Origin of the sequence: Halorientalis pallida, from assembly GCF_004118325.1 — an archaeon.
Taxonomy (GTDB): domain Archaea; phylum Halobacteriota; class Halobacteria; order Halobacteriales; family Haloarculaceae; genus Halorientalis; species Halorientalis pallida.
On record NZ_RDFA01000008.1, the window covers coordinates 1 to 21,150 of the forward strand.

Here is a 21,150-nt window from a genome sequence, read left to right on the forward strand (position 1 = left end):
TCATACTCAGACCCTCACACGGCACTCGCCGTGTGGGGGTCTTTTCATTTCGAACCACTCGCCCAGAAGGAACCGATAGCGTTCCCGCTCACCGGTTTGGCAAGTATCGCGAATCGAAAGGTGGGGCGACAGTGTGTTCCGGTGTCCGGTGGAGTAGGGTACCGACAGCACCGGCTCCCCGAGGTTCGTCGGACTGCGGACTGGGTAGATCGCGGTCGGGGTCGATGCGTTCGATCGATCAGCTCATCGATGCCGACTCGTATTCCATTTCGGCGGCGACTTCGGGGTGGACCGCCGCGAGGGGGTATCGGGTGGTATCGGTAAAGTACTCGATAAGCCGTTCCGTCCGAGACGCGTCGAACGCGCCGAGTGAATCGACCAGCAGGGAGGGTGAGACTTCGTCGGCGTCGTAAACGATGAACCCGGCCAGGCCGAGGACGAGTCCGATGACCGCCCGGCGACCACACCGACCCTAGATACTGCGAATCGCACTCGGGATGGCTTAGGTCCCCCGACCGAGAAGCGTTTCTCGCGCGTAACTGGTGCCTGCACTGAACCTCCAGCGACAGTCGGCGGTTCGTCGCTTCGTAGTCGACACAGGGTGCATCGGTCCGGGAATTACCACCGTCAGCATTCGCCTCGTCGGTTTTCCTCTGACGCAGACAGCAACCCGACACCGCCAATTAGATATAGCGATATACAGTTTACGTGTTCGGTCGTGGGCACGAATAGACGGAAATGAAATATATAGTATCTTATACAAACTGTCGGAAGCCCGACTCAGTCCAGTGAATAGATGTGGGTCTCGTAGGTTTCCCGGACGCGACTGCCCCAGTTGTGGGTGTAAGTGTCGATGACGTCCGAAGCCACGTCGCCGCGGAGGTACTTGACGATGCCACGATCTCCGGTTCGGTCCCGGAGGTGTGTCGTGAAGAAGTGCCGGAAGTAGTGGGGGGTGACGTTCTCGTCGGCACCGCCGCCAGTGCGGTACCAGCCCATGCGTTCGGCGTTCGTGGCCACGACGTGGTGAACGGCGTCGATGGTGACGCGTTCACCCCAGTTTCGACTCGTGCTGACGAACACGGGTTCGGCCGGGGACGCCGGATCCGGTCTGACGGCGAGCCACCGTTCGAGTGTCGCTTTCAGCTCCGGGTCGACCGGGACGATCGTCGCACGCTTGCGTTTGTTCGAGGCGTCGCGTCGTTCGCCGTTGATTCGCTCACCCCGCGCAGGGGCGTCGTCGACGTAGATCGAGTTCGGACGCCCCTGTAACTGGGGACGAACCTCGTCCAGGCCGGCGTTCGAGAGGGCCACCCCCTCCAGGTTGAGGTCGCGAACGTCGAGATTGCACAGTTCGCCGGACCGCATCCCCGTCTTGAGCAGCGTCGTCACGATGGCGTCGGCCAGCGGATGTCGAATCGTCCCGACGAACCCACGCATCTCTTCGATGGAGAGATCACGCCGGGTCGGGTCGGTGTGGATCGACTCGTCCATCTCCTCGATCACGACGGTCATCGGATTGGCGTCGAAGACACCGACCTGCACCATGTACGAGTAGAACCGGTGGAGGTAGGACGCGTACGTCGCGATGGAGCTCTCGGCGTGGGAGCTACGGAGGGTGTGTATCCAGGACATACAATCCCGGTAGGACGGTCCGTCGAGGCCCCCCAGCCCGTTCGCGTCGAGATACGCCTCGAACTCTCGAAGAACGCGTTCGTAAGAGTCGCGTGTGCGGGCCGATTTGCCCTGAAATTCGATGTCTCGCAGGAAGTAGGCCACCGGATCGTCTGGATCTTCGGCGGTCTGTGCTTGGCTCATGTATCCTCCAGAACGTAACCGCCCTGCCGTGGGCTGTGCTGGATTCGTGGACTCTCCTGGAGCGTCCGCTCCAGTTCGGATTCGATGTCGTCGGTCACGGCTGTCACGAGGTCGTCCCAGGAGCAACACTCGCGCTCGCGTAGTTCCGCGACGACCTGCGTCTCAAGCTCGTGTCCGTCGTCGGTCGGCGCGTCGTCTGGACTGTCCCCAGCGACCTCACCCTCGAAGCCCTGTCTCCCGGCCTGGACCATCGAGCGGACGAACTCGCTGAGGCTCATGTTCATCCGGTCGGCCTGTCGTTCCCACTCCTCTTTCTGATACGCCGGGACGTAGGTCCGGACGCTGCTCCGGGACGTGTCGACGTCACCGTCAGTGGACATGTCCGAACACTCGGACGCCGGTGACTAAAGCTTGTCCCCACTATCGCGAATAAACTATCGTATCTCAGACGCGCTAAAGCCCCAAAACTGGCGTCTCAACGAATCCGCGGGTGCAGTTGCACAAATCCAAAACCGAAGATTTTCCGGGGTGTTCTGGCGTGAGATACTGCCCCGAATGCGGTTCTCGTCTGACTACTGAAACGAGTCCGGGCGGTCTCACTCGTCGCGTCTGTCCGGAGTGTACCGGGGGTGGTGTCCGTTGAACCCGCTCAATTTCGAGCACGAGCGCGACCAGATGACGGGCAGTTGGGGGCGCGCGTGTTCCGAACCTGTCCTCATCGAGCGGATCGCGTGGGACCAGTGGCTGGTCACCTTCCGAGACAGCGAGGATACCCACCGCGTGCGGTTGCACCGGGACCACGGCGCGTATCTCGGCGACTGTGCGGTGCGTCCCGACGGTGACGACTGCCCTGGATTCGCCTACCACGACGGACCGTGCGCGCACCTATGCGCGATTAGACGGGCCGACTTCGGGAATCAGGTAGACGACAAGGGCCAGCCCGTCCGGATCTTCGACGTTGAAGCGGTCGGGCAGGCGACGGCAGACCACTTCGCCGAGCCCGAGGAACAGCAGCCGGTGGCCGACGGGGGTATTCGCCGATGAGTCTCGCGACGGACTGGTCTCTCGTCGGATTCACGCTCTTAGCGTGGCTGACGGGCATCGGCCACGGGACTTACTGGACACTTCGGCACTTCGACCGGCCGGCTCGCGACCTGCTTCGTGGGGGTGAAGACCGTGTCTAAACGCCCGCGTGCGTTGCTCGAAGCCCAAAACGAGGCGCTACGAAAAGAGAACGAACGACTCCGAACCTACGCCGACCGATACTTCGAACTGGTGGCCCGGTTCCCCAATATCGTGCAGCAGGCCCACGGGGTCGGTGAGGACGGTGGTCGGGCATGACCCCCGTTTCAAGTGGAACCCTGCTGTGTCATATGACAGGAACCCGAGTCATACAGACGCAAACCGGAGAATCGAACGTTAGAGGCGCTGGGGCAGGTCTATCGACTCGTGTCATACTGCCCCCCTCCCATCGTCATATCGGTGGCCCCCCCGTGCGCTCCGGCGCGGGGAAAATAGGGGGACGCGCACGAGGGGGCGCGCACGCCCGCGCACGATGGCCGGCAACTCCCTCCCGTCGGAGCGTGCTGGTGGCCGGTGCGACGGCGACCGCGGCTGGGTGGGCGTGGTGGCGAACTCGCAACCTGTACGGCATCGTCAAACATCCGTACGTCGGGGACGGGCTTCGATACTCGCCGGTCCTCGCTCACTGCTTCGCAGAGGGGCACCCGTGGCCGGATAGCGACGAACTCGACGGGAGGTGGTCGCGGTGATCGACGCCGGTAATTACCGGCACGCGCTGGCCTTGCTGGTGGTCGCAATCGGCCTGGTGGCCGTGTTCCCGACCGAGCCCGACCCGACTGAACCCAAACCCGACCTCGATCCAGGCGCGTCGGTTTCGTGGGATGTCTACAGAGGGAGTGAGGTGTCCTGTGTGCTGTCCGTCGAGACTCGGATTCGTTCGGCAGACGGCGTAATGATCGAGTCGCCAAGCAGAGAGGTGAGCCACTGGTACCACGCGAACCGGACCTCCGAGAGGGTAATCCTCCGAGGGTTAAATTGGACGGCCTACGCCGTCGACCTTGACGCTGGGGCCGTTACTCGGCTTTCGACGGCTCGTGTGGATGACGATTGCCGGTGGACTGTCGAGGGGGGATCGGCGTGATCCTTGACACGCTACGGGACGCGCTGATGCCGGCCTGCGACGTGCCGGAGTGCAGCCGGGAGCCGGAGCTGGTGGTCGTCGAGGACGGGCTGGCTCTGCTTTGCTCGCGTCATCTGGTTGATTATCTGGTCGCGGTTGGGACGGAGGGGTCGGAATGAGCCGACACACGATCCGTATCGAGGACCCGGAACTCGAAGACTACCTCACGGATGCCGACAGCAAGAGCGAGGCTGTCCGTGAAGCGCTCCGGGCGCGAGTAGCCGACGAACAGGCCACCGAGGTCGACATGGGGCTGACCGACACTCAGCGCCAGGGGCTCGACGTCCTGCTCGCCGAGTCTTTCGAGACCAGCGGCCGCGCTGCCGGCAGGCTCTCGAAGGACGTAGCCGAGTCGACGCTGGCCCAACGCCTACAGATTGCTACGGATTCCGTGGTTCGGGTCGTCATTCGGCCATTGATTGACGCGGGCTATGTGCGGCTGGCCGCCGGGAAGACTGCGCTCAAGATCTACCACGAGCCCCAACCCGACGTGGGTTCGACGAGTCGGCCAGCGTCGGACTGGGCCTCACCTGGATCGAGCGAGTGCGTCCACACGCACCTGCGCGATTCGACCGGCACGTGTCTCCGGTGTGGTGACGAGAGTCCGGAGGAAGCCAACCGAGAGACTGCGGCCGACGGCTCCGGTGGTCCGGTCGCGTTGGCCGGAAAACGGACCGAATGCACCGGTGACGGGTGTAGCCGGATGCTCGTCGGAAGCTCCGAGACCTGTTTCGACTGCCGGGGTGAGTCCGATGAGTAACGACGAGTGGCGGTTCGGACTGACGCGCCGGAGCGCGGCCGTGCTGGCGCTTGTGGGGGCGCTCGCGTTTATCGCAGGCGTGTGGGTGGGCCTGTGGAGCGTGCCACCGGAAGCGCTCGACGTGCCCATGCAGGCGTCCGAGTACAGGCCTGAGGAACGCATCGCCTACCAGCCGGCTCCGACGTGGCTTCCGATCATGTTCCTGTTCGTCGGTGGTATCGGTGCCTACGCCGCCTGGCGGGTCACCCACCCCGACCGCTTCGAGTAGGCGATCTTCGCTCTTTTCGCGATCTTTTCGTCTCGAACCCCACCCTTACCCGGTCCCGGTCACCCCCGGGTTCCACTGAATCGCGCATATGCGCACATATATTATAGAAATATACTCGCCTGCCGGAAACGGAAACGGAAGAATCGTAGAGCCGTCGGTTGATTCACTCGGTATCGGATTCCGCGCCGGATTCCGCGGGTTCTTCGGTGTTATCATACACCCAAGTTGTACCCATGTCAACCACCTCGGCTATCTTAGTGCCGCTCATACCTGTATTGCGTAACCTTTGTGCTTGAGCCTTCTTCTCGGCCTTCCGGACGGATTCTGGGTCTTCCTGGTTGTTGTCGCCGTCCACAGCGCCGCTCATGTCGAAGACAGGCTCTTCAGTCGTGGAGAACCGGAGCCGGCTCTTCTTGATGCCGTTGAAGGTCGTCTGTGGCTTGGCCTGCTGGATCTCGGTGGCATCAACGAGTTCGTCCCCGTAGACTTCGAGACGCTTCTTCGAGGGCTTGTGAACGAACGCACCCGTCTGCGCGACGAGCCGGCGAAGATCTCGCGAGAGGTCGGTCACGGTCTGGCCGATGAAGCAGATGCACCGCTTCGTTCCTGCGGGCGCGTCTCCCTTACGCACGAGCTTGAGCAACCGCGCGAGCGCCTGTGCTTTCTGCTGGTCGCCACCGACACCGGTCAGTCCCTGGCCGGTCTCGTCGATCAAGAGATAGAAGTCGTCGGTCGACTCCTTGAACAGCGTCTCAACCTGTTTGTAGGTGTCGACGTATTCGACGTTCTCATTCCTATCTGCCGCTTTCTCGTGATTCGTGACGATCCGGCCGCGGGTGACCATGTGCCACTCGTCGGCCCCGGAGAAGGCCCAGTCGGTCTTTCCAGCGCCCATGCCGCCGGTCACGAATAGCACCGAGGCTTCCGAGACAAGTGTCGAGTGCAACCAGCGGCGGTAGCTGCCGCTCTCGGCGTCTTTCTCGTGGTTGACCATGCCCACGGCGTACTGCATCTGTGAGACGTTCCCGGCTTCGACAGCTTCCGTGAGCGTGTCGGTACCCTCGTTCCGGAGGACGGTCTGATACAGTTCGGACTCTTCGACGCTGTCGAGTCCCGCGTGGGCGTCCGGGTCGAACTCGGTCGCGAGCGTGTTCAAGAGTTCGCGGGAGTCCGCGTTCGGGACCAGACCCGCGTGCGGGTGCGATTCTTCGACCGCGCCCTCAAGCACGTCCCCGCGCAACTGCGCGGCCGAGTAGGTGACCTGTTCGCTCGCGCTGCTTCGGTCACTCATCGTCCACCTCGTAGGCGGCTGGTCGGGCCTGACAGTCACATGGTGAGCGGGTAGTTCCGCACGTCTCGCACGTCTCTCCGTGCCCAACTGTCGGTTCCAAGATCGTTTCGAGGATCAACATCACGAACGCCCCGAGGATCACACCACCGCCGGCTGTGGTTGCTCCGTCGACCATAATCGCGGTCACGAAGACGCCAACAGCAATACCGCCGGCTACAGCGAGGTTCCGGACCAGTCCGCGCGGATCGGCCACTATCTCGCTAATCATCGGTCTCACCTGTCAACTCGTCCCAGGCCTGGCGGTGATGTTTCGGACAGAGGCGTTCGCCGTCCGGCCCATGGAGTAGTCGTACCCGTTCGACAGTGCCGAGACGCGAGAGGTCCCGACAGCGGTCGCACTTCGACCGCGAGCCGACCATGGGGCTCAAGTCGGCTCACCCCCGTCTGTCGCGGCCGGTTGCTGGCCCGGGTTCGGGTTCTCACCGGGTTTCGGGTCGGGGCCGAACTTGTCCCCGTCTTGATGCTCAGTCTGTCGCTGTTCCTCTCGCTCGCGCTCTTCGTCGTCTCGGAGGTTGTGGTCTTTCATGGCTTCGTTAACAGCGTCTTCGACACGCTCGCCGCGGTGGATCGCCGTGCCCTCGTACTGACTCACGAGGTCGTTCACGATGTCCCGAACCGCGGTGCGCACGATACTGCCGACCTTCATCCGCATGGTGAGGCCTTCCTGTGCCTGCTGTTCCAGCGTCTCCCGAATCTCGTCGATCCGCTCGCGTTCTTCGAGGAGTTCCAGGTCCGATGCCGAGCCGCGCCAAGTGCCCATGCACACGTCGTAGTCGGGCCAGTACTGCCGACAGGCGTAGGCATCCGCGCTGGTCTTGAGCCGGTAGAGTTCGCCCGTCTCGACTTCGAGGTGTTTCCACTTCTCCGGAGAGAGGTGATACAGCGCGAAGCCGTTGTCTCGCGAGTCGATGTCGACGAGATAGGTACCCTCCGGCGAGTAGAGGTATTCGACGATTTTCATCGCAGGCGCGTAGCCGAGCGCGATTGCCGCGAGCGCGCCCACCGCGAACAGGCGCGGGCCGCGGGGAATCTCCGGAATCTCCGGCAGGCCGAACCATACGGCCAGCCCGACGGCGACGACGGTCGCGCTTCCGATCCACCAGCGATACGCGGTCAGAAGTTCAACAGCGGCTTCGCGTCGGTTCATAGGACGCGCGTCACCTCCCCTTTCTCCGAGCGGACGCGATAGACGGCCGTGCCGGTGATAACCAGCAGGCCGCCCACGAATCCGGAGAGGCCGGCGATCTGCGTGTCCGCCCACGTCGGATCACCACGGAACAGGTGGCTGTCGGACTCACCGATTCGGTGGGGGACCGCGTAGCGGGTGTTCCCGGTGACAACAGTCACCCCGACAAACTGCCCCTGCCGGGTGACCGCCATCTCGATTGTGTGCGTGCCCTCGATGACCTTCGTCTTCGAGGGGAGCTGGCCGCCGTTCCGAAACGCGCCCGCGTCGTAGAGGGTGACCGCGGTCGGGCCGTCGGCCTGGAACGTGAGCGACAGGGTGCCGTTCCCGCCGTCTTCCGCGGGCTCGTAGCTTGTGTTCACGAGCGTGAGCCCGTCGGTGATGACTTCGCCGTCGGTCTGGTTGGTCGCGTTCTGTGCTGTCGTCTGCCCGGCTGCCGTCGCGGTCCCGGCCAGCAGCAGCGCGCCGGTCGCGCCGACGACCATAACTGCGAACAGCAACCCGGCTGCCATGTCTCTGATTCTCATAGGTCTGAAAAGGGTGGTTTCGTCAGTTACCCGCGACGACGCGGGCGCCGAACATCACGGCGAACAGCGCGACGAAGAGCGCGACGACGGATTGAATTCCGTTCAGGCCTGGGATCCAGTCGCCGGCTCCGTCGAGCAGGCCACCACTGCCCGATTCGTTCCGCATCTTTTCCTCTCGCGCCTCTATCTCTTCTCGGAACTTCCGGTAATCGTCCATGCCCTCCTTGAACTCCTGCAAATTGGTGGTGTTCAGGTTGGGCTGGGTGTAGTCCACGGACTGGATGGGTCCACCATCCATCCCGGTTGCGTTGACGAGCGTGAAGTTCCCGTTTAGCTGGGTCTTCGCCGTCCGAGAGACGACATACTGGATGCCGGGGACTTCGGTGGCGTTGTAGGTCTGTCCGACCTCAAAGCCACCTCCCTGTGGGGTCCCGCCCGACATGAGCGTACCGTCGTAAATCATCCCGCTCGTCTCGTCTCTGACCGTCATACGCTCGATAGACGAGAAATTCTTAGGCGGGGTGATGCCAAGCGAAAGTAACTGTTGTTGGGTCCACGTCGAGCCCTGCGAGCCGTCCGGCTCGAAGTCACGAGCCCCCATGTACGGGTCCACGAGGTCAGCCGACGAGATGTTTCCAGCAGACCACGAGTCATAGGCGCTCTGGGCGAATTTTTCGAGGTTCTGAGTTACGTTGGCGGATTGACTCTCGTACTTGTTCCACATCGTGGTGTAGCCGTCCGGAGAGTCCTGTTCTAACACGATCTCCCTGTCCGAACTCTCTAGGGTGTCCGGCGGGAGGACCGCGAGGCGTGCCTGTCCCCCATACTCCCCGTCAGCATGGATTAGGAGGTTTGAGCCCCCTTCTTGGCCTCCGAGAGACGAGTACGTGTACGATGACCCGTTTACCAGAGTTGTCGTGTGGTTGACCTCTTTGAGGTTTTCGAGGTCCTTAGCCCATCCTACTGTTGGATTCTTCCGGAACTCGAACACACTGCCTGCCGAGAGGTTTTGCTCCTGCGCGGCAGTCTGCCACATCGTTACGACCGCTCCGACCTGAGCCTCGTAGGACTTCAGCAACTGGATTTGCGAGCGAGCGTATTCATCCTGAGCGGCCTGTTTAGCCTCTGTGACCGCCGCCGACTGTGACGAACCGTTGTTGATCGCTCGGACGAACTCACTCTTTCCCGCCCGCCGGTAGGAGTTCGCAGTCTGAGTCTGCCAGTTGTTCGTGCTGTCGGCCAGCACGTCGATCTGTGCGCTCGTCGTCTGAGCGCTCTTGTAGATTTCTCCCTGCGTCTCTGTCGAGTCGATTTTTTGCTCAGGGAGGTCGGCCTCCTGCACCCAGCACTCACTCGCGAGACAGCCCGCGACCGCGACCGTCGCGGCTCCGGCTCCGTAGGCGACGATGGGCGGGATTGCTTCGCCGTCCTGCACGGCTCCGTACTGTTGGACGGGCTCGGGACCCTGGTCGAGATTGATCAGCGCGACCGTGCCAGCCCCCACGACAGCGAAGACCATGACGACCGAGAGCGCGCGTCTGATTGATTCCCGCATCTGGTCACCCCATGTAGGACAGCGAATAGTAGCCGCCGGCCTGGATGACGATGGCGATGATGCCGGGGATCGTTTCGCCGAGGAATGCGTTCAACAGCGGTGCGAAGGGTGGGACGATGACGAGCGCGAAGGTGGTGACGACGAGCCACAGTTGAAGTGGCTGGGGGCCGCTCTTGTCGCCGCGGTTGGTAGCGTAAGCGACCAGCAGGATCAGCAGCGAGAGGATGCCCGCAAAGCTGATCTGGGTTGCGTAGCCGTCCGCGCTGAATTCGAGTGCTGTACTTCCGAGGTCGAAGCCGAGTGGCGTGAACCCGATCAGTCCGAGTGATACCGCGCTGAAAAGCACGAAGAATGGACTGAGTACCGAGTCTGGAATGTCAAATTTGCCTTCCATTGGTCAGAACGTCGCCGGAGAGGCGACAGAGAGAACGAGGAATATTCTAGATTTAAGATACGGGAATAGGGTGAAAGTGAAGCGCCGATTTCGGGCTGTAGCAGGCTGCTATTGAATGTTCGATTCTGCTAATGGAACCAAACATTCTAGGAGTTCGAACACGTATCTCCTTATATGAGCACTACCCAGTCAACCGGCCGAGATACGAACTCGAACATTCGCTGGCTCAAGCCCGGCCAGGTCGAAGCCATGCGGGACGCCGCCTACGAGGGTCGGCACGGTCCCCGCGACGACGCGATAGTCACGGTTCTCTACGACACCGGACTTCGTCGGTCGGAGCTGGCGGCGGTCGACCGGGCGATGCTCGATCTTGACGCTGGAGAGTTGCGAATCCCCGCCGAGATTCAGAAGGACTACCCCAACGAGAACAGCCCGAGTGTCGCGACCTTCGAGCTGGACCAGAGTGGGGACCTTCGGACGGTTCGGACGCTCCGGGCGTATCTTTCGGCTCGTGAGGACAGCAGTCCGGCGCTGGTCCCCTCACGGAAGGCCGACCGGATGACCGGGAAGGGCATCAACGACGTGGTCAAGCGGCTGGCAGAACGCGCGGGCGTTGAACCCTACGCCTACCGGGGGCGTGGCGTGCCGACCGACGTGAGCGCCCACACGCTCCGGCACTCGGTCGCCTGGCGGATGCTTCGAGCCGAGGAAGCGAACACTCTCTACGACGTGCGGAATCGGCTCCGGCATGCGACGATTCTGACTACTGAGCGGAAGTATGACCACTTCGAGACGATATAGACTCTATACTGCCATGTAATGATCCGCTAAACCGTTTTGAAACGCTGCCTTACACCTCCCTAGAACATCCCGAACGTTTAAGCAAACAGAACATGACGAACATTCTAACACCTGACAGAGCGGACAAGAAGAAAGGCCGGGGCCACAGAACCCACCTGGCCGGTTGGGGATAACTGTCCCCACTCGCTTGAGCGTTGCGTCCGCGCTGAAGGTGTGGTGTTACAACCATGCAAATCAAGAAAATGCTACAGGAAGACGACGCGGTCAGCCCGGTCATCGGCGTGATCCTGATGGTCGCGATCACGGTGATCCTGGCCGCCGTCATCGCATCGTTCGTCCTCGGCCTCGGGGGCAGTCAACAACAGACACCACAGGCGTCGTTCTCGTGGGATTATCAGAAATACGACGATAATCCGAACACAGACCCGAATGTCGGTGTTGCTACAGTCTCGCATGACGGTGGTGACTCGATTCCGGCACAGGAACTCATCGTCCGTGGCGAGGGCTTCTTTGACCCCTCGAACGCAGGCAGTAACGATCTTGACCTGAGTTCGAGTGGCTTCACCGGCCCAGTCCCACTTGGTTCGAATAATAGTCAGAACGTGTGGCCAGGTAGTCAGGCAACTGGCAGCATCGGGGATAATTCGGCAGTCGTTGGCGGGAATTCCGTCAACATAGCCGTCGAGAGCGACTTCGACCTCTCGCTCGTCTGGGAACCCTCCGAAGGCGACACGTCGGCCACACTGTCCGAGCAGACCGGGCCCGACGCCTAATTACCTCGTAGATTCCTTTTTATGAAACGCTCACAACCAAATGTTGAGTACCTACAGGAGCATGGACCGGCAACGCTCTCGGAACTGCCGGGCGAACAGATTACGACGCACAACAAGATGGAGGGTGTAACGACATTCGACCCACACACGGGGGCGTTTGGCAGTCAGTCGACGCAGGTCTACTATCTCTTCGAAGACCACGATCCCGCAGTAATCGTGGCGCGTTGGCTGGAAGCCAACGAGGCCCAACTTGAGGACACGCCACGTCGGATCATCGTCCGGACGGCCGGATCAGTCGCAGATGAGTTCGGTGACGCCGCCCGCGAGGTACTGCCGGAAGAGGGAGAGGACAGTCCATTCAGCCACGGTGAAATTACAGAAGCCGAGTGTCCGCGGTGTGAGGACTGGTCGGGTCCAAGTAACCGACTCGCCAAGCACTTGACCGAGTGCGAAGGTTAGCAGAGATTAGACTACCACCGGGGGAGTAGCCGTGGCGAGGGAGAGGGTCTTGGGAGTTCCCCGGCATCGAGCTGACCGTTGAGATAGCGAAGGCCGCGGCCGGCGATCTCGTAGTGGTCGCGATGCTTAGTGAGGGGTTCGATCATTTCGATTTTAGCAAGCATCCGGCAGCGCTCCCGAACCCGACCAACAGAGGCGAACAGCGAGACTTTTCGGGTGATGTAGTCGGGTGCAGACCAGCCTTCGGATTGGAGGATTTCGAGGATTCGCTCATCAAGGGGGACCATCCAGGGAGCGGGCGAGCGAGTCGAACTCATGTGTCACCCGTTGATACTGGGGCCGGAGGCGGCACCGTCTGACTCTTCTTCGTCGCTCGAACTCCCGCCACCGTTGATGTAGCGATCTTTTTCGGCGTCGTACTTCCCTTCGAGGTACGCTTCTCCTTCGTCGGTGATTACGTAGACACCGTCTCCAATTGCCCGTAACAGCCCCCTCTCTGACAATTTCTTACACCTTCTCGACACCTGTGGTTGTTGTACGTGTATATTATCTTGTTTAGACAGATTCGAGACTTTCCCGATTCCATCTTCGTCATCATTTAATATCTCAAGAATCCGGTCGTCCCAAATTGTCATCCACGACCCTGATTGGCGCATTGTCTGTTTATTAATGCACCATCTACTTTTATCGCTATCTTTTATCCTCAAAAGAATAGACTCGTTTTCCAAAGCTAGTCGATACATTAATGCATAGTCCATCCATTGTGGGAAGTACGAAGCCACCGACGCAGGTTGTTGATGACTCTCCTCGGTTTGTGATGCCGGGGCCGTGCTGACACACGGCCCCTAACGGTGGTTTCGCTGTGCAGCCATGAGCGAAACAACCACTACGGGGCTGATGCCCCGTTCGAACGGAGAGGAACCGCTGTCGAATAATCGTGACGGTACCCAGTGCGCGGTGTGTACCGAGCCGGCGGAGGGCTTCTGTGCTATTCTCGATGCACCGACCTGTTCGGTGTGCGCGGGGCTGGCCGATACGAACGCGGGAGGTGGCCGATGAGTTCCGAGACGCGCGGCGTCTGTGCCGCTGAGTGTCTGGACGATTCGCCGTGCCGGAATCTGGCGATCAAGTGCCCGCATCACGACGAGTCTGACCGGCCGGCCGATCCCGAGGCGGTCGTGTCTGCGTGGGAGGATGACGAGTCGGAAGACACGACGCCCGCCCGGCCGGCTGGCCCCACGACCCGCTACCGGGTGCGGTGTCCGGACTGTAGCTATTCGGATCGGTTCCGGTCGAAGGCGAACGCGATTCGGACGCAGGACACGGGGTGCCCGCGGTGCGGTCGTGGCGTGGGCGTCTCGGAGGCCCGGGCCGATCCGGACAACCAGCGGCTGATGGCCGACGGCGGGCATCCGTCGGGCGCTTGCGGGTCTGCGGCCCCTCCCGAGACGGCGACGGACGGGGGTTCGGTGGACGAACTTCACGACGACCCGGACGCTGTTGACGCGGTCGATCCTGAAGAGTTCCCGCGCCGGTACGACCCTGCGGTAGTCTCGGCTCGGAACGCCGACGACTCGACGGAAGCAGTCTGTTACGCGGACGTGCAGGTCAAGGAGGGCGGTCACATCGAGTGCGTGCAGTGGGACGGCCGGACGGGGATGATTCCTGAATGGCGCTGGTGCCAGGTGCGGAAGCTCTGTACTGAGTACGTCCCAGAGACGGAGCGCACTTTCAGACGAGTGGTTGACGAAGACCGGCAGTATCTCCCGCCTCTCGCCAAACGGCAGGCCGATGACGTCGACCGCGGCGAGGGCATACGCACGGACGGTGGAACGGAAGTCGAAGATCCAGGCGACTTCGAGCCACGCGGCGACGGCGAGACGGTGACGTTCTACCAAGTCGTCTGTGTCCCGTGCGGTCGCGACGGCGAAGCGGCCCGGGGGGAACCACACCAGCGTCGTTCGTTCGCGGAAATCGAGCGCGAAACTCACGAGCAACTCGAAAACTGCGACGACGCGCGGGTGCGAACCTTCGAGAGCGAATCCGTCGGCTCGCTCCCGCGAGAGAAACCACCTGTCGAGACCGGTTCTGACGGGGGTGAAGAATGAGCCAAGCCGTCGAACCCGACGACAGAGACGATATCGAGCCGGCCACCGACGACGACGCGGCTGTCTCGATTCTGACGAACGGCGACCCGCTCCGGTCGTGGGTTGAACTCCCGGACTCGCTCGTTGACGAGTGCCGGCTTCGGATCGACGACGACGGCCTTCACGTCGCTGCTGTCGATCCGGCGAACGTCGCGATGCTCGAAACCACGTTCCGGGCAGAGGGATTCCGTGGTTTCGATGCCCCGGATTCGGAGGTCGCGTTCGGTCTGAATCTTGACCGCTTCACGTCCGTGATTTCGTGGGCACGAAAGCGCGGTGAGGACGGCGACCCCATCAGTATCGACCTGTTCGAGAACCCCGCCCGGATGCGGGTATCGGTCACTCGGACGGACCAGCGCATGAAGCGCGTCAGTGAGTGGTTCGGGATCGACCCGGATCATATTCGCCAAGATCCGAACCCGCCGGATCTGGATCTGCCCGACCGGGCGGACCCGAACCCGTCGAATCTCGTTGACGCCGTCGAAGCCGTCGATGACCACCGGGACTACGCATACATCACCCGAGACAGCGACACGTTCGTTCTCGCGAGCCAGGAGTCGGGCAACACACAGATAGACCCCGATGATGACACGGATGCTGAAACCGGCGCTGGCGCGGTTTATATGCCGGAGACAGCATGGTCAGAAGGCGACGGGGAAGCCACGTCGTCGCTGTTCTCTCTGGACTACCTGGACGACATGGTGGCGGCTATCAAGAAGTCCAAGGCCGACCGCCTGACGGTCCACTGGGGCGACCAGTTCCCGGTAGAACTCAACTTCTCTCACGAGGACTGGGGGATCACGAGCACGTTCGTGCTGGCCCCGCGGTTCGAATCTGACGGAGGTGGGGCATGAGCAACGGTGAAGACTCCGATGATGGGTATAGCGAGTACGAGTTTACGAGTTCGTCGCCGGGCAGGAGGTGGCCGGCAGGCTTCGACAGCTGGCCGGAGCGCGAGCGCCGACACTACGTAGCGCGTTACGTGGAAAAGAAGGATATCATCCGTCGGTGCCTGCTGTTATCGGGATTCGAGCCGGGGAGAATAGGGCCGGCCCATCAGCTACGGAAGGACGAACTCGCGGCGATCTACCTGACGCTCAAGGACGCCACCAAGGAGGTTCGACGATGAACACGCACGCGACAGAGAATCGGGATGAATCGGCCTGTAGTTGTCAGTTCGAAAGTGAGGGTGTCGGTAGTGCGAATAAACTATCTTATTTGTGCCGGTAGGAACCAAACCGGTCCCGAATTGTTCTAATATTTGCTTTCGTAGTTCCTCACTCGCGGATAGATAGTACCACGGAAGCGAATATACGATCTGCCGGGGCCATCGGCGCTGCCGAAAGTTCCTGAGGGCGGAAGAGATTTTATCGCCCCGACCCCCAGGGTTGGCGTCCGGATGTTGGCACTGGAACGAACTCGGTCGGACGTCGAGGGCCACGGTCCCAGTCGTGGCCCGAACCGACTCGGTGTCCGCCGTGGCCAACTGTCACAGCGAAGACGCTGATTCGAGCCCATTCTCCGTGCACTCCTCGGTACGGGGGTGACATATCACACACCGTGTCGATCGTCGGCAGGGTCGTCTCAGGTCGGCCACGTAAACTACATGTTGCTATAAGCAAGGTGGCTGTCGCGACAGCGGAGAACGGTCGGTTTGCGGACAGTAACCGCGGGTCCGTCGCGGAGGTCACTCGGTGGAGAACTCGGCAGTGGTCACTGGGGCGCTGCAGATGACACAGCCTTTCTGAATAAGTGTTTCCCGCATCGCGTCGTTGACCTCGAGGCACTCACCGCACTCGTCACAGAAGAACTGGTACTCTGCAGCCCCGTTCTCGACCATCCGTACCGGACGTATGGTGCGAGGGTATAAATGAAGCCCTCTGTTTCCAGCCGAGCGGGAATTAGGGTGTCCGGGGGCGCACGAGACTCCCCCAACGTGTAAGAATTGCTGAACGGCTTATCCTGGCGGCCGTGCTATCCGTATCTGTGGGGAACGATGTACGATGTAATCCTGGCTGCGACCGACGGAAGCGACCCGGCGAACAGGGGGGTCGAACACGCACTGAGCCTCGGGTCCAGATACGACGCGGTCGTCCACGTCATCTCGGTCGTGGACACGGGTCGATACGGCGAGCCGGCGCTGTCCAGCACGGAACTGGTACTCGAGGAACTCGAAGACCGGGCACACGAACACCTGGCCGATGTCGCCCAACGCGCCGAGACGATGGACGGAGAGATCGTCACGAAGACCTGCCACGGCGAGCCACACGAGGAGCTCGTCGCGTACGCAGACGAGATCGACGCGGACCTGACGTTGCTGGGCAAACAGGGGCTGTCTCGAACCGGCCATCACATCGGGGGTGTCGCGAACGGATTCGTCGACGGCAGCGACCGGCCGGTCCAGCTCGCCCGAACGGTGGAACATGGTTCCGGCCCCGTTTTTTATCCGGCAGGACGGTTCCCACTGTCTTGGAGAAAGAGAACGGCCTTTATCAGATCGGCGCGAACGAATGTGTATGGCTACTAGATCGGATTTCGTCTTCGCGTGCCCGGAGTGTGGAGAGTCCATGGCAGTGAACGCGTCGATGCGTGCGGCACTGGTGGAGAGCGGTTGCGTGGTCTGCGGGGCCAGCGTGCCGTCCTCGGTGTTCTCGTCGGCGGCGGCGAATTGAGGGGTATCCGCGAGGAACGGACGTCTCCCACCGCAGGACGGACAAGTATTAATCGTCCACTGCTGTAGATGGGATGCGAACAAATGGCTCTGGATCAGCAGACATCGTTGTCGGAGGCCGAGACCGATACGGTTCTCGCCCGTCACGAGACAGGCGTGCTGTCGCTCGCCCGTGACGACGAACCCTACGCGATCCCGATCTCGTACGGGTACGACGCCGACGACCGCCGATTCTATCTTCGACTCGTCTCGACGCCTGGCAGTGAGAAACGGCAGTTTCTGAGTTCCGATCCGCGGGTGCGTCTCGTCGTCTACGAGAACGACGACGGCGTCTACCGGAGTGTGGTCGCGGTCGGCCGCCTGGAGGAGATTCCACGGTCCGAGTTGACTGTCGAACACGTCGAACAGTACGGCGAGGCGAAACGGCCGCTGTTCGAGATCTGGGGAGAATCCAGGCAGGACCTCGACATCCAGCTGTACCAGCTCGCTCCCGACGGCCTGAGCGGCCGAAGCGTCGAAGTCGACGACGCGTCCGAATCGACGTGACGGGGCTGGCGGACTCCGACCGGATCTTCTCGGTTCGCGGGAATTTTACTGTGTGCTTATCGGTGGTGGGGGCGTAACTCCGACCGAGCAACGCGGCCACCGACTGAGTATCACGATGAGTCCACACACGACCGACGACGACGTTCGAGACGACGCACCGCTCCCGACTCCCGCGGACGACGCGGAGCCCTCGGTGCCGATCGCCGCCGAGATCGTCGTCTCCCGCGGTCAGCCGGCCGAGTGTACCCTCTACCCCGCCGACGCGAGCGGGATAGAACTGATGTCGACCTGGGTGACCGCTCGTGAAGGCTCGTTCGTGAGCCTCGACACGGTGCGGTAGGTTCGAGCGGCGGCGGAGCGGCGGCGTTCCGGGCAGCCCAGTCCCACACAGCTATGGATCGGTCACTCGAACGGGGAGCCATGAACTGTCGACGAAACGTGACGACGAGCCGCTGGCGATGAGTGGATTCCTCCGTCGGTACCTGTCCGTCGTCGTCCAGTTTCTCCCGTTCGCGATCGCCTTCCGCCGTGACCGGCGGCGATTTCTGCTGTTCGGCGGGCCGAGACGACTCGACGAGGCGACTCACCGACGACGGGCCGAGCGGATACGGGACGCGATGCTCGAACTTGGGCCGGCGTTCGTCAAGGTCGGCCAGGTCCTCTCGACGCGTCCGGACATCGTCCCGCCCGTCTACGCGGACGTATTCGCCACGCTCCAGGACGAGGTCCCCGAGGACGTAGGTGGGGATCCGCGTGCGATCGTCGAGGCCGAACTGGGCGAGGAGCTGGACCTCGCGACGCTGGAGACTGTCGCGGGAGGGTCGCTCGCGTACGTCTACACGGTCCGGTACCGCGAGGAGCGGATCGCGCTGAAAGTCCGGCGGCCGGGGCTGAAACCCATCGTCGAGCGCGACCTGCGGGTGGTTCGAGCCCTGGTGCCCGTGGTCGGTGTCTTCGTCGACGACCGCCAGGAGTACTCGATCCGGAACGCCGCCGACGACTTCGAGGAGATCATCCTCGACGAACTCGACTTCGAGCGCGAGCGGTCAGTCATGGCGGACGTCCGGGAGAACCTGGCCGACGACGACCGCGTCGTCGTGCCGGCGACCTACGAGGAACTGTCGTCGGAACGGATTCTGTCGATGGAGTTTTTGACTGGCCGCAAGATCACCGACGCGGACGCCTTCGAGGGGCTCGACGTAACGCCCCACGGGATGGCCGAGCGGATCGCGACCGTCTACCTGAAGATGGGGCTGGTCGACGGCGTGTTCCACGCCGATCCACACCCCGGAAACCTCGCAGTGACGGAGGACGGGGCACTGTTGCTCTACGATTTCGGCATGAGCGAGCGACTTCCGGAGAGCGTCCGTGGCGATATCGTCGACCTCTACCGCGCGCTCGTGCGACGGGACGTCCACGAACTGGTCGACGCGCTGGTCGCGCTGGACGTGCTCGAACCTGGCGTCGACCGCGCCGAGGTCGGGCGCGTGCTGGAACTGGTCATCCAGAACCTCGAGGGTCGCTCGGAGATCACCTGGCGGGCGATCATCACCGAGTTGACGACGATGCTGCAGGACTTCCCGTTCCGTATCCCGCCGGACGTGATGTTGCTCGTCCGCGTCGGGACCGTCGGCGAGGGCGTCTGTCGACAGCTCGACCCGGAGTTCGACTTCCTCGTGATTATCCGTCGTTTCCTCGTCGAACAGGGGTTCATCGAGAACGAACTCCAGGCGATGGTCGACGAGGCCTGGACGGACGCACAGCGGTCACTGCCCGCGCTCACGCGACTCCCCGCGCGGCTCGACCGGACGCTGGACCGACTGGAACGCGACGAACTCGTCGTCAGAACCGAACCCGCCGACGGGCACGCTGGGGGCGACAGCCATCTCGGGTACGCCGTCCTGGCGGGTGCACTGGCCGTCACGGCGTCGGTGCTGACGTTCCATGGGGGCCCGTACGCGGCCGTCGCGGCCGGGCTGGGTGCGGTCTTCCTGGTCGCGTATCTGGTGGCGAGCAGGTCCGACTGACTGGCCCCGTTTCCAGGGAGTGAGAAGGGAGGTGTCGTTTTTTTCCGGGCGTCACTAGAGTCCCGAACATGTCCGAAACGACGCTGTACGAGCGACTGGGCGGGCGTGACGGCATTCGAGCCGTCGTCGACGACTTCTACGACCGGCTGGTCGCCGACGAGCAACTGGGACTGTTCTTCGAGGGCGCGGATATGGAGCGGTTGCGCCGGACCCAGACCGACTTCCTCTGTGAGGCGGCCGGTGGCCCGGAGACGTACGACGCACAGCCGGTTCGGGAGGCACACCGCCACGTGCCTTTCGAACCGGGGGACATCCAGCGGGCCGTCGAGTTGTTAGCGGAGAGTCTCGACGCGTTCGACGTCCCCGCAGAGGACGCCCAGGCGGTCGTCGACGCCGTCGCCGCGTACGAAGACGAGTTGCTGGACCGGCCCCCGGAGTGACCTGTACACTGAAGTGACTACCGGAGAAATGGCCGTCACCGATGTCGTCCGGGATACGAGCGACGGTCGAGTTCTCGACGCCCGACATCTGCCCGGTCGTCGAACACGCCAGCGCTGCGGGGACGACGGTCGATTCGGTGGCCCGAAGTGTTCGCCCGACTGCGGATGCGCGGACTGCGACGGAGTTCGCTGTCGACGCGGATTACGAACCCGATGGAGACCTCACACCGGTGTTCTCCCACGGTTCCACCCGACGGTACCGGATGGTCCACGACGAGGGAGTGCACTGTCCCTGTGAGTGTCTGGGGCAGTTCGGCTGTCCCGTCACCCGGTACGTCGCGCGTGAGGGGCGACTCACCGTCGTGTTCCACGCGGCCGACTACGAAGAACTCCAGACGGTCGTCGGGGAGCTCCGCGAACGCTTCCCCGATATCGATATCAAACGATTCGTCCGTGGCCCAGCCGGGGAGAACGGGCACGATTCGGTCCTGGTCGACCGCAGCAGGCTCACCGACCGACAACTGGAAGTGCTGGAACGAGCCCACGAGATGGGCTACTTCGAGAATCCGCGACGTGCCAACGCGACCGAGATCGCCGACGACCTCGACATCAACCCGTCGACGTTGCGCGAACACCTCTCTGCGGCCGAGCGGAAACTGTTCGACGACCTGCTCTGAGGAGCGTCACCGGACGACCGCGGCTCACTTATAAACCTGCCCGGATAATGGGGCTGTCCGTTCCTCACCATCCGGCGTGTTGTCGGTAGTATGAGTCAGTCACCGTCCGCCGTCTCGTCCGTGAAGTTCGCCGAGAACGCTTCCAGCGACGTGACCACCGTCGAGGGGGCCGAGGAGATACAGCACGTCCTCGACGCGCTCGACGACGCGGACTGCCGTGAAATCCTCGAGGCGACCAGCGAGGACGCCCGCTCGGCGAACGAAGTCTCGGACGCCTGCGATCTGCCGCTCTCGACCACCTACCGGAAACTCGAACTCCTGACCGACGCGGGCCTGCTCGAAGAGCGCACACGTCTGTCTACGACCGGGAAACACAGCAGCGAGTACGTCCGTACCGTCGAGGACGTCGTCGTCTCACTGGGCACCGGCGGCGAGATGGGCCTCGAAGTCACCCAGCGCGCCCGACCCGCCCGGGACCGGTGACGACCGCCTGCGACTCGTCGATCACTTCTCACATCACTCCCCTCCGTACCCGACGACCACCACG

The 21,150-nt window shown here is 62.4% G+C and carries 28 protein-coding genes; 19 read left to right on the forward strand and 9 right to left on the reverse strand.

Annotated features, from left to right (window positions below; all coding sequences use genetic code 11):
* Window positions 1–780: 780 nt before the first annotated feature.
* Both EAF64_RS18090 and EAF64_RS18095 read right to left on the reverse strand, forming a co-directional pair.
* Entirely contained in the window at window positions 781–1,818 is a 1,038-nt protein-coding gene (locus EAF64_RS18090; protein ID WP_129070389.1) for a tyrosine-type recombinase/integrase, read from the reverse strand.
* Window positions 1,815–2,198 (reverse strand): DUF5805 domain-containing protein, encoded by a 384-nt coding sequence (locus EAF64_RS18095; RefSeq protein ID WP_129070390.1) that lies wholly within the window; start codon window positions 2,196–2,198, stop codon window positions 1,815–1,817. Before EAF64_RS18095 ends, EAF64_RS18090 begins: the two co-directional genes overlap by 4 nt.
* 259 nt (window positions 2,199–2,457) lie before the next feature.
* On the opposite strand from EAF64_RS18095, the gene EAF64_RS18100 reads away from it, so the two are divergent.
* From EAF64_RS18100 to EAF64_RS18120, 5 genes are all read left to right on the forward strand, one after another.
* The gene (locus EAF64_RS18100) at window positions 2,458–2,862 is read left to right on the forward strand and encodes a hypothetical protein (protein ID WP_129070391.1); all 405 of its coding nucleotides are present in this window, start codon (window positions 2,458–2,460) and stop codon (window positions 2,860–2,862) included.
* Between the two features lie 724 nt (window positions 2,863–3,586).
* A complete protein-coding gene (locus EAF64_RS18105) occupies window positions 3,587–3,982 on the forward strand; it encodes a hypothetical protein (protein ID WP_129070392.1) in 396 nt (131 codons plus the stop codon).
* Complete coding sequence (locus EAF64_RS21195) at window positions 3,955–4,140, forward strand: hypothetical protein (protein WP_129070393.1); 186 nt, start codon at window positions 3,955–3,957, stop codon at window positions 4,138–4,140. Before EAF64_RS18105 ends, EAF64_RS21195 begins: the two co-directional genes overlap by 28 nt.
* Window positions 4,137–4,781 carry a hypothetical protein gene (locus EAF64_RS18115; RefSeq protein WP_129070394.1) on the forward strand — a complete coding sequence of 215 codons (645 nt, stop codon included), beginning with the start codon at window positions 4,137–4,139 and terminating at the stop codon, window positions 4,779–4,781. The genes EAF64_RS21195 and EAF64_RS18115 overlap by 4 nt, the downstream gene beginning before the upstream one ends.
* Window positions 4,774–5,049 (forward strand): hypothetical protein, encoded by a 276-nt coding sequence (locus EAF64_RS18120; RefSeq protein ID WP_129070395.1) that lies wholly within the window; start codon window positions 4,774–4,776, stop codon window positions 5,047–5,049. Before EAF64_RS18115 ends, EAF64_RS18120 begins: the two co-directional genes overlap by 8 nt.
* Window positions 5,050–5,212: 163 nt before the next feature.
* Here EAF64_RS18120 and EAF64_RS18125 read toward each other — a convergent pair whose 3' ends face one another.
* The 5 genes from EAF64_RS18125 to EAF64_RS18145 all read right to left on the reverse strand — a co-directional run bounded on the left by EAF64_RS18125 (window position 5,213) and on the right by EAF64_RS18145 (window position 10,062).
* Window positions 5,213–6,340, reverse strand: a complete 1,128-nt coding sequence (locus EAF64_RS18125; protein WP_129070396.1) for a hypothetical protein — start codon at window positions 6,338–6,340, stop codon at window positions 5,213–5,215.
* Window positions 6,341–6,764: 424 nt separating this feature from the next.
* Entirely contained in the window at window positions 6,765–7,547 is a 783-nt protein-coding gene (locus EAF64_RS18130; protein WP_129070397.1) for a hypothetical protein, read from the reverse strand.
* Window positions 7,544–8,098 (reverse strand): hypothetical protein, encoded by a 555-nt coding sequence (locus EAF64_RS18135; protein ID WP_129070398.1) that lies wholly within the window; start codon window positions 8,096–8,098, stop codon window positions 7,544–7,546. Before EAF64_RS18135 ends, EAF64_RS18130 begins: the two co-directional genes overlap by 4 nt.
* A 37-nt stretch (window positions 8,099–8,135) precedes the next feature.
* Entirely contained in the window at window positions 8,136–9,668 is a 1,533-nt protein-coding gene (locus tag EAF64_RS18140; protein ID WP_129070399.1) for a hypothetical protein, read from the reverse strand.
* A 4-nt stretch (window positions 9,669–9,672) separates the two neighbouring features.
* Window positions 9,673–10,062, reverse strand: a complete 390-nt coding sequence (locus EAF64_RS18145) for a hypothetical protein (RefSeq protein WP_129070400.1) — start codon at window positions 10,060–10,062, stop codon at window positions 9,673–9,675.
* A 174-nt stretch (window positions 10,063–10,236) separates the two neighbouring features.
* Between EAF64_RS18145 and EAF64_RS18150 the strand changes: the two genes are divergently transcribed.
* The 3 genes from EAF64_RS18150 (at window position 10,237) to EAF64_RS18160 (ending at window position 12,095) form a co-directional block, all read left to right on the forward strand.
* Window positions 10,237–10,863, forward strand: a complete 627-nt coding sequence (locus EAF64_RS18150) for a tyrosine-type recombinase/integrase (protein ID WP_129070401.1) — start codon at window positions 10,237–10,239, stop codon at window positions 10,861–10,863.
* Window positions 10,864–11,090: 227 nt separating this feature from the next.
* Window positions 11,091–11,636 carry a type IV pilin gene (locus EAF64_RS18155; RefSeq protein WP_129070402.1) on the forward strand — a complete coding sequence of 182 codons (546 nt, stop codon included), beginning with the start codon at window positions 11,091–11,093 and terminating at the stop codon, window positions 11,634–11,636.
* A 21-nt stretch (window positions 11,637–11,657) separates the two neighbouring features.
* Window positions 11,658–12,095: a hypothetical protein gene (locus EAF64_RS18160; RefSeq protein WP_129070403.1), complete on the forward strand. Its 438-nt coding sequence runs from the start codon at window positions 11,658–11,660 to the stop codon at window positions 12,093–12,095.
* A 320-nt stretch (window positions 12,096–12,415) separates the two neighbouring features.
* On the opposite strand, the gene EAF64_RS18170 is transcribed toward EAF64_RS18160, so the two are convergent.
* The gene (locus EAF64_RS18170) at window positions 12,416–12,751 is read right to left on the reverse strand and encodes a PhiH1 repressor (RefSeq protein WP_129070405.1); all 336 of its coding nucleotides are present in this window, start codon (window positions 12,749–12,751) and stop codon (window positions 12,416–12,418) included.
* A gap of 399 nt (window positions 12,752–13,150) precedes the next feature.
* On the opposite strand from EAF64_RS18170, the gene EAF64_RS18175 reads away from it, so the two are divergent.
* The 3 genes from EAF64_RS18175 to EAF64_RS18185 are packed head-to-tail and all read left to right on the forward strand — an operon-like array spanning window position 13,151 to window position 15,371.
* Window positions 13,151–14,203 carry a hypothetical protein gene (locus EAF64_RS18175; protein ID WP_129070406.1) on the forward strand — a complete coding sequence of 351 codons (1,053 nt, stop codon included), beginning with the start codon at window positions 13,151–13,153 and terminating at the stop codon, window positions 14,201–14,203.
* A complete protein-coding gene (locus tag EAF64_RS18180; protein ID WP_129070407.1) occupies window positions 14,200–15,096 on the forward strand; it encodes a hypothetical protein in 897 nt (298 codons plus the stop codon). Before EAF64_RS18175 ends, EAF64_RS18180 begins: the two co-directional genes overlap by 4 nt.
* Window positions 15,093–15,371 (forward strand): hypothetical protein, encoded by a 279-nt coding sequence (locus EAF64_RS18185; protein WP_129070408.1) that lies wholly within the window; start codon window positions 15,093–15,095, stop codon window positions 15,369–15,371. The genes EAF64_RS18180 and EAF64_RS18185 overlap by 4 nt, the downstream gene beginning before the upstream one ends.
* Window positions 15,372–15,929: 558 nt before the next feature.
* On the opposite strand, the gene EAF64_RS21200 is transcribed toward EAF64_RS18185, so the two are convergent.
* The gene (locus EAF64_RS21200) at window positions 15,930–16,082 is read right to left on the reverse strand and encodes a DUF7560 family zinc ribbon protein (protein WP_193767762.1); all 153 of its coding nucleotides are present in this window, start codon (window positions 16,080–16,082) and stop codon (window positions 15,930–15,932) included.
* Window positions 16,083–16,238: 156 nt separating this feature from the next.
* Between EAF64_RS21200 and EAF64_RS18190 the strand changes: the two genes are divergently transcribed.
* From EAF64_RS18190 to EAF64_RS18220, 8 genes are all read left to right on the forward strand, one after another.
* Complete coding sequence (locus EAF64_RS18190) at window positions 16,239–16,769, forward strand: universal stress protein (RefSeq protein ID WP_129070409.1); 531 nt, start codon at window positions 16,239–16,241, stop codon at window positions 16,767–16,769.
* Entirely contained in the window at window positions 16,759–16,914 is a 156-nt protein-coding gene (locus EAF64_RS21205; protein WP_193767763.1) for a DUF7560 family zinc ribbon protein, read from the forward strand. The genes EAF64_RS18190 and EAF64_RS21205 overlap by 11 nt, the downstream gene beginning before the upstream one ends.
* Before the next feature lie 83 nt (window positions 16,915–16,997).
* On the forward strand, window positions 16,998–17,459 hold the full coding sequence (locus EAF64_RS18195) for a pyridoxamine 5'-phosphate oxidase family protein (RefSeq protein ID WP_129070410.1): 462 nt from the start codon (window positions 16,998–17,000) through the stop codon (window positions 17,457–17,459).
* Window positions 17,460–17,574: 115 nt separating this feature from the next.
* Window positions 17,575–17,799, forward strand: coding sequence for a DUF7511 domain-containing protein (locus tag EAF64_RS18200; RefSeq protein WP_129070411.1), 225 nt, complete (start codon window positions 17,575–17,577; stop codon window positions 17,797–17,799).
* A 118-nt stretch (window positions 17,800–17,917) separates the two neighbouring features.
* A complete protein-coding gene (locus tag EAF64_RS18205; protein WP_129070412.1) occupies window positions 17,918–19,486 on the forward strand; it encodes an ABC1 kinase family protein in 1,569 nt (522 codons plus the stop codon).
* A 68-nt stretch (window positions 19,487–19,554) separates the two neighbouring features.
* Window positions 19,555–19,926, forward strand: coding sequence for a group I truncated hemoglobin (locus tag EAF64_RS18210; protein WP_129070413.1), 372 nt, complete (start codon window positions 19,555–19,557; stop codon window positions 19,924–19,926).
* Window positions 19,927–19,967: 41 nt separating this feature from the next.
* Window positions 19,968–20,603: a helix-turn-helix domain-containing protein gene (locus tag EAF64_RS18215; protein WP_129070414.1), complete on the forward strand. Its 636-nt coding sequence runs from the start codon at window positions 19,968–19,970 to the stop codon at window positions 20,601–20,603.
* A gap of 90 nt (window positions 20,604–20,693) precedes the next feature.
* On the forward strand, window positions 20,694–21,086 hold the full coding sequence (locus EAF64_RS18220) for a winged helix-turn-helix domain-containing protein (RefSeq protein ID WP_129070415.1): 393 nt from the start codon (window positions 20,694–20,696) through the stop codon (window positions 21,084–21,086).
* The last annotated feature ends 64 nt before the right edge of the window (window positions 21,087–21,150 follow it).

Coding starts and splice junctions, on each gene's coding strand:
- EAF64_RS18115 (WP_129070394.1), top strand. CDS start 4,137: ATGAGCCGACACACGATCCGTATCGAGGACCCGGAACTCGAAGACTAC.
- EAF64_RS18195 (WP_129070410.1), top strand. CDS start 16,998: ATGGCTCTGGATCAGCAGACATCGTTGTCGGAGGCCGAGACCGATACG.
- EAF64_RS18185 (WP_129070408.1), top strand. CDS start 15,093: ATGAGCAACGGTGAAGACTCCGATGATGGGTATAGCGAGTACGAGTTT.
- EAF64_RS18160 (WP_129070403.1), top strand. CDS start 11,658: ATGAAACGCTCACAACCAAATGTTGAGTACCTACAGGAGCATGGACCG.
- EAF64_RS18175 (WP_129070406.1), top strand. CDS start 13,151: ATGAGTTCCGAGACGCGCGGCGTCTGTGCCGCTGAGTGTCTGGACGAT.
- EAF64_RS18125 (WP_129070396.1), bottom strand. CDS start 6,340: ATGAGTGACCGAAGCAGCGCGAGCGAACAGGTCACCTACTCGGCCGCG.
- EAF64_RS18170 (WP_129070405.1), bottom strand. CDS start 12,751: ATGCGCCAATCAGGGTCGTGGATGACAATTTGGGACGACCGGATTCTT.
- EAF64_RS18190 (WP_129070409.1), top strand. CDS start 16,239: ATGTACGATGTAATCCTGGCTGCGACCGACGGAAGCGACCCGGCGAAC.
- EAF64_RS18180 (WP_129070407.1), top strand. CDS start 14,200: ATGAGCCAAGCCGTCGAACCCGACGACAGAGACGATATCGAGCCGGCC.
- EAF64_RS18205 (WP_129070412.1), top strand. CDS start 17,918: ATGAGTGGATTCCTCCGTCGGTACCTGTCCGTCGTCGTCCAGTTTCTC.
- EAF64_RS21205 (WP_193767763.1), top strand. CDS start 16,759: ATGGCTACTAGATCGGATTTCGTCTTCGCGTGCCCGGAGTGTGGAGAG.
- EAF64_RS18140 (WP_129070399.1), bottom strand. CDS start 9,668: ATGCGGGAATCAATCAGACGCGCGCTCTCGGTCGTCATGGTCTTCGCT.
- EAF64_RS18090 (WP_129070389.1), bottom strand. CDS start 1,818: ATGAGCCAAGCACAGACCGCCGAAGATCCAGACGATCCGGTGGCCTAC.
- EAF64_RS18155 (WP_129070402.1), top strand. CDS start 11,091: ATGCAAATCAAGAAAATGCTACAGGAAGACGACGCGGTCAGCCCGGTC.
- EAF64_RS18150 (WP_129070401.1), top strand. CDS start 10,237: ATGAGCACTACCCAGTCAACCGGCCGAGATACGAACTCGAACATTCGC.
- EAF64_RS18215 (WP_129070414.1), top strand. CDS start 19,968: ATGTCGTCCGGGATACGAGCGACGGTCGAGTTCTCGACGCCCGACATC.
- EAF64_RS18095 (WP_129070390.1), bottom strand. CDS start 2,198: ATGTCCACTGACGGTGACGTCGACACGTCCCGGAGCAGCGTCCGGACC.
- EAF64_RS18120 (WP_129070395.1), top strand. CDS start 4,774: ATGAGTAACGACGAGTGGCGGTTCGGACTGACGCGCCGGAGCGCGGCC.
- EAF64_RS21200 (WP_193767762.1), bottom strand. CDS start 16,082: ATGGTCGAGAACGGGGCTGCAGAGTACCAGTTCTTCTGTGACGAGTGC.
- EAF64_RS18220 (WP_129070415.1), top strand. CDS start 20,694: ATGAGTCAGTCACCGTCCGCCGTCTCGTCCGTGAAGTTCGCCGAGAAC.
- EAF64_RS18130 (WP_129070397.1), bottom strand. CDS start 7,547: ATGAACCGACGCGAAGCCGCTGTTGAACTTCTGACCGCGTATCGCTGG.
- EAF64_RS18145 (WP_129070400.1), bottom strand. CDS start 10,062: ATGGAAGGCAAATTTGACATTCCAGACTCGGTACTCAGTCCATTCTTC.
- EAF64_RS18210 (WP_129070413.1), top strand. CDS start 19,555: ATGTCCGAAACGACGCTGTACGAGCGACTGGGCGGGCGTGACGGCATT.
- EAF64_RS18135 (WP_129070398.1), bottom strand. CDS start 8,098: ATGGCAGCCGGGTTGCTGTTCGCAGTTATGGTCGTCGGCGCGACCGGC.
- EAF64_RS18200 (WP_129070411.1), top strand. CDS start 17,575: ATGAGTCCACACACGACCGACGACGACGTTCGAGACGACGCACCGCTC.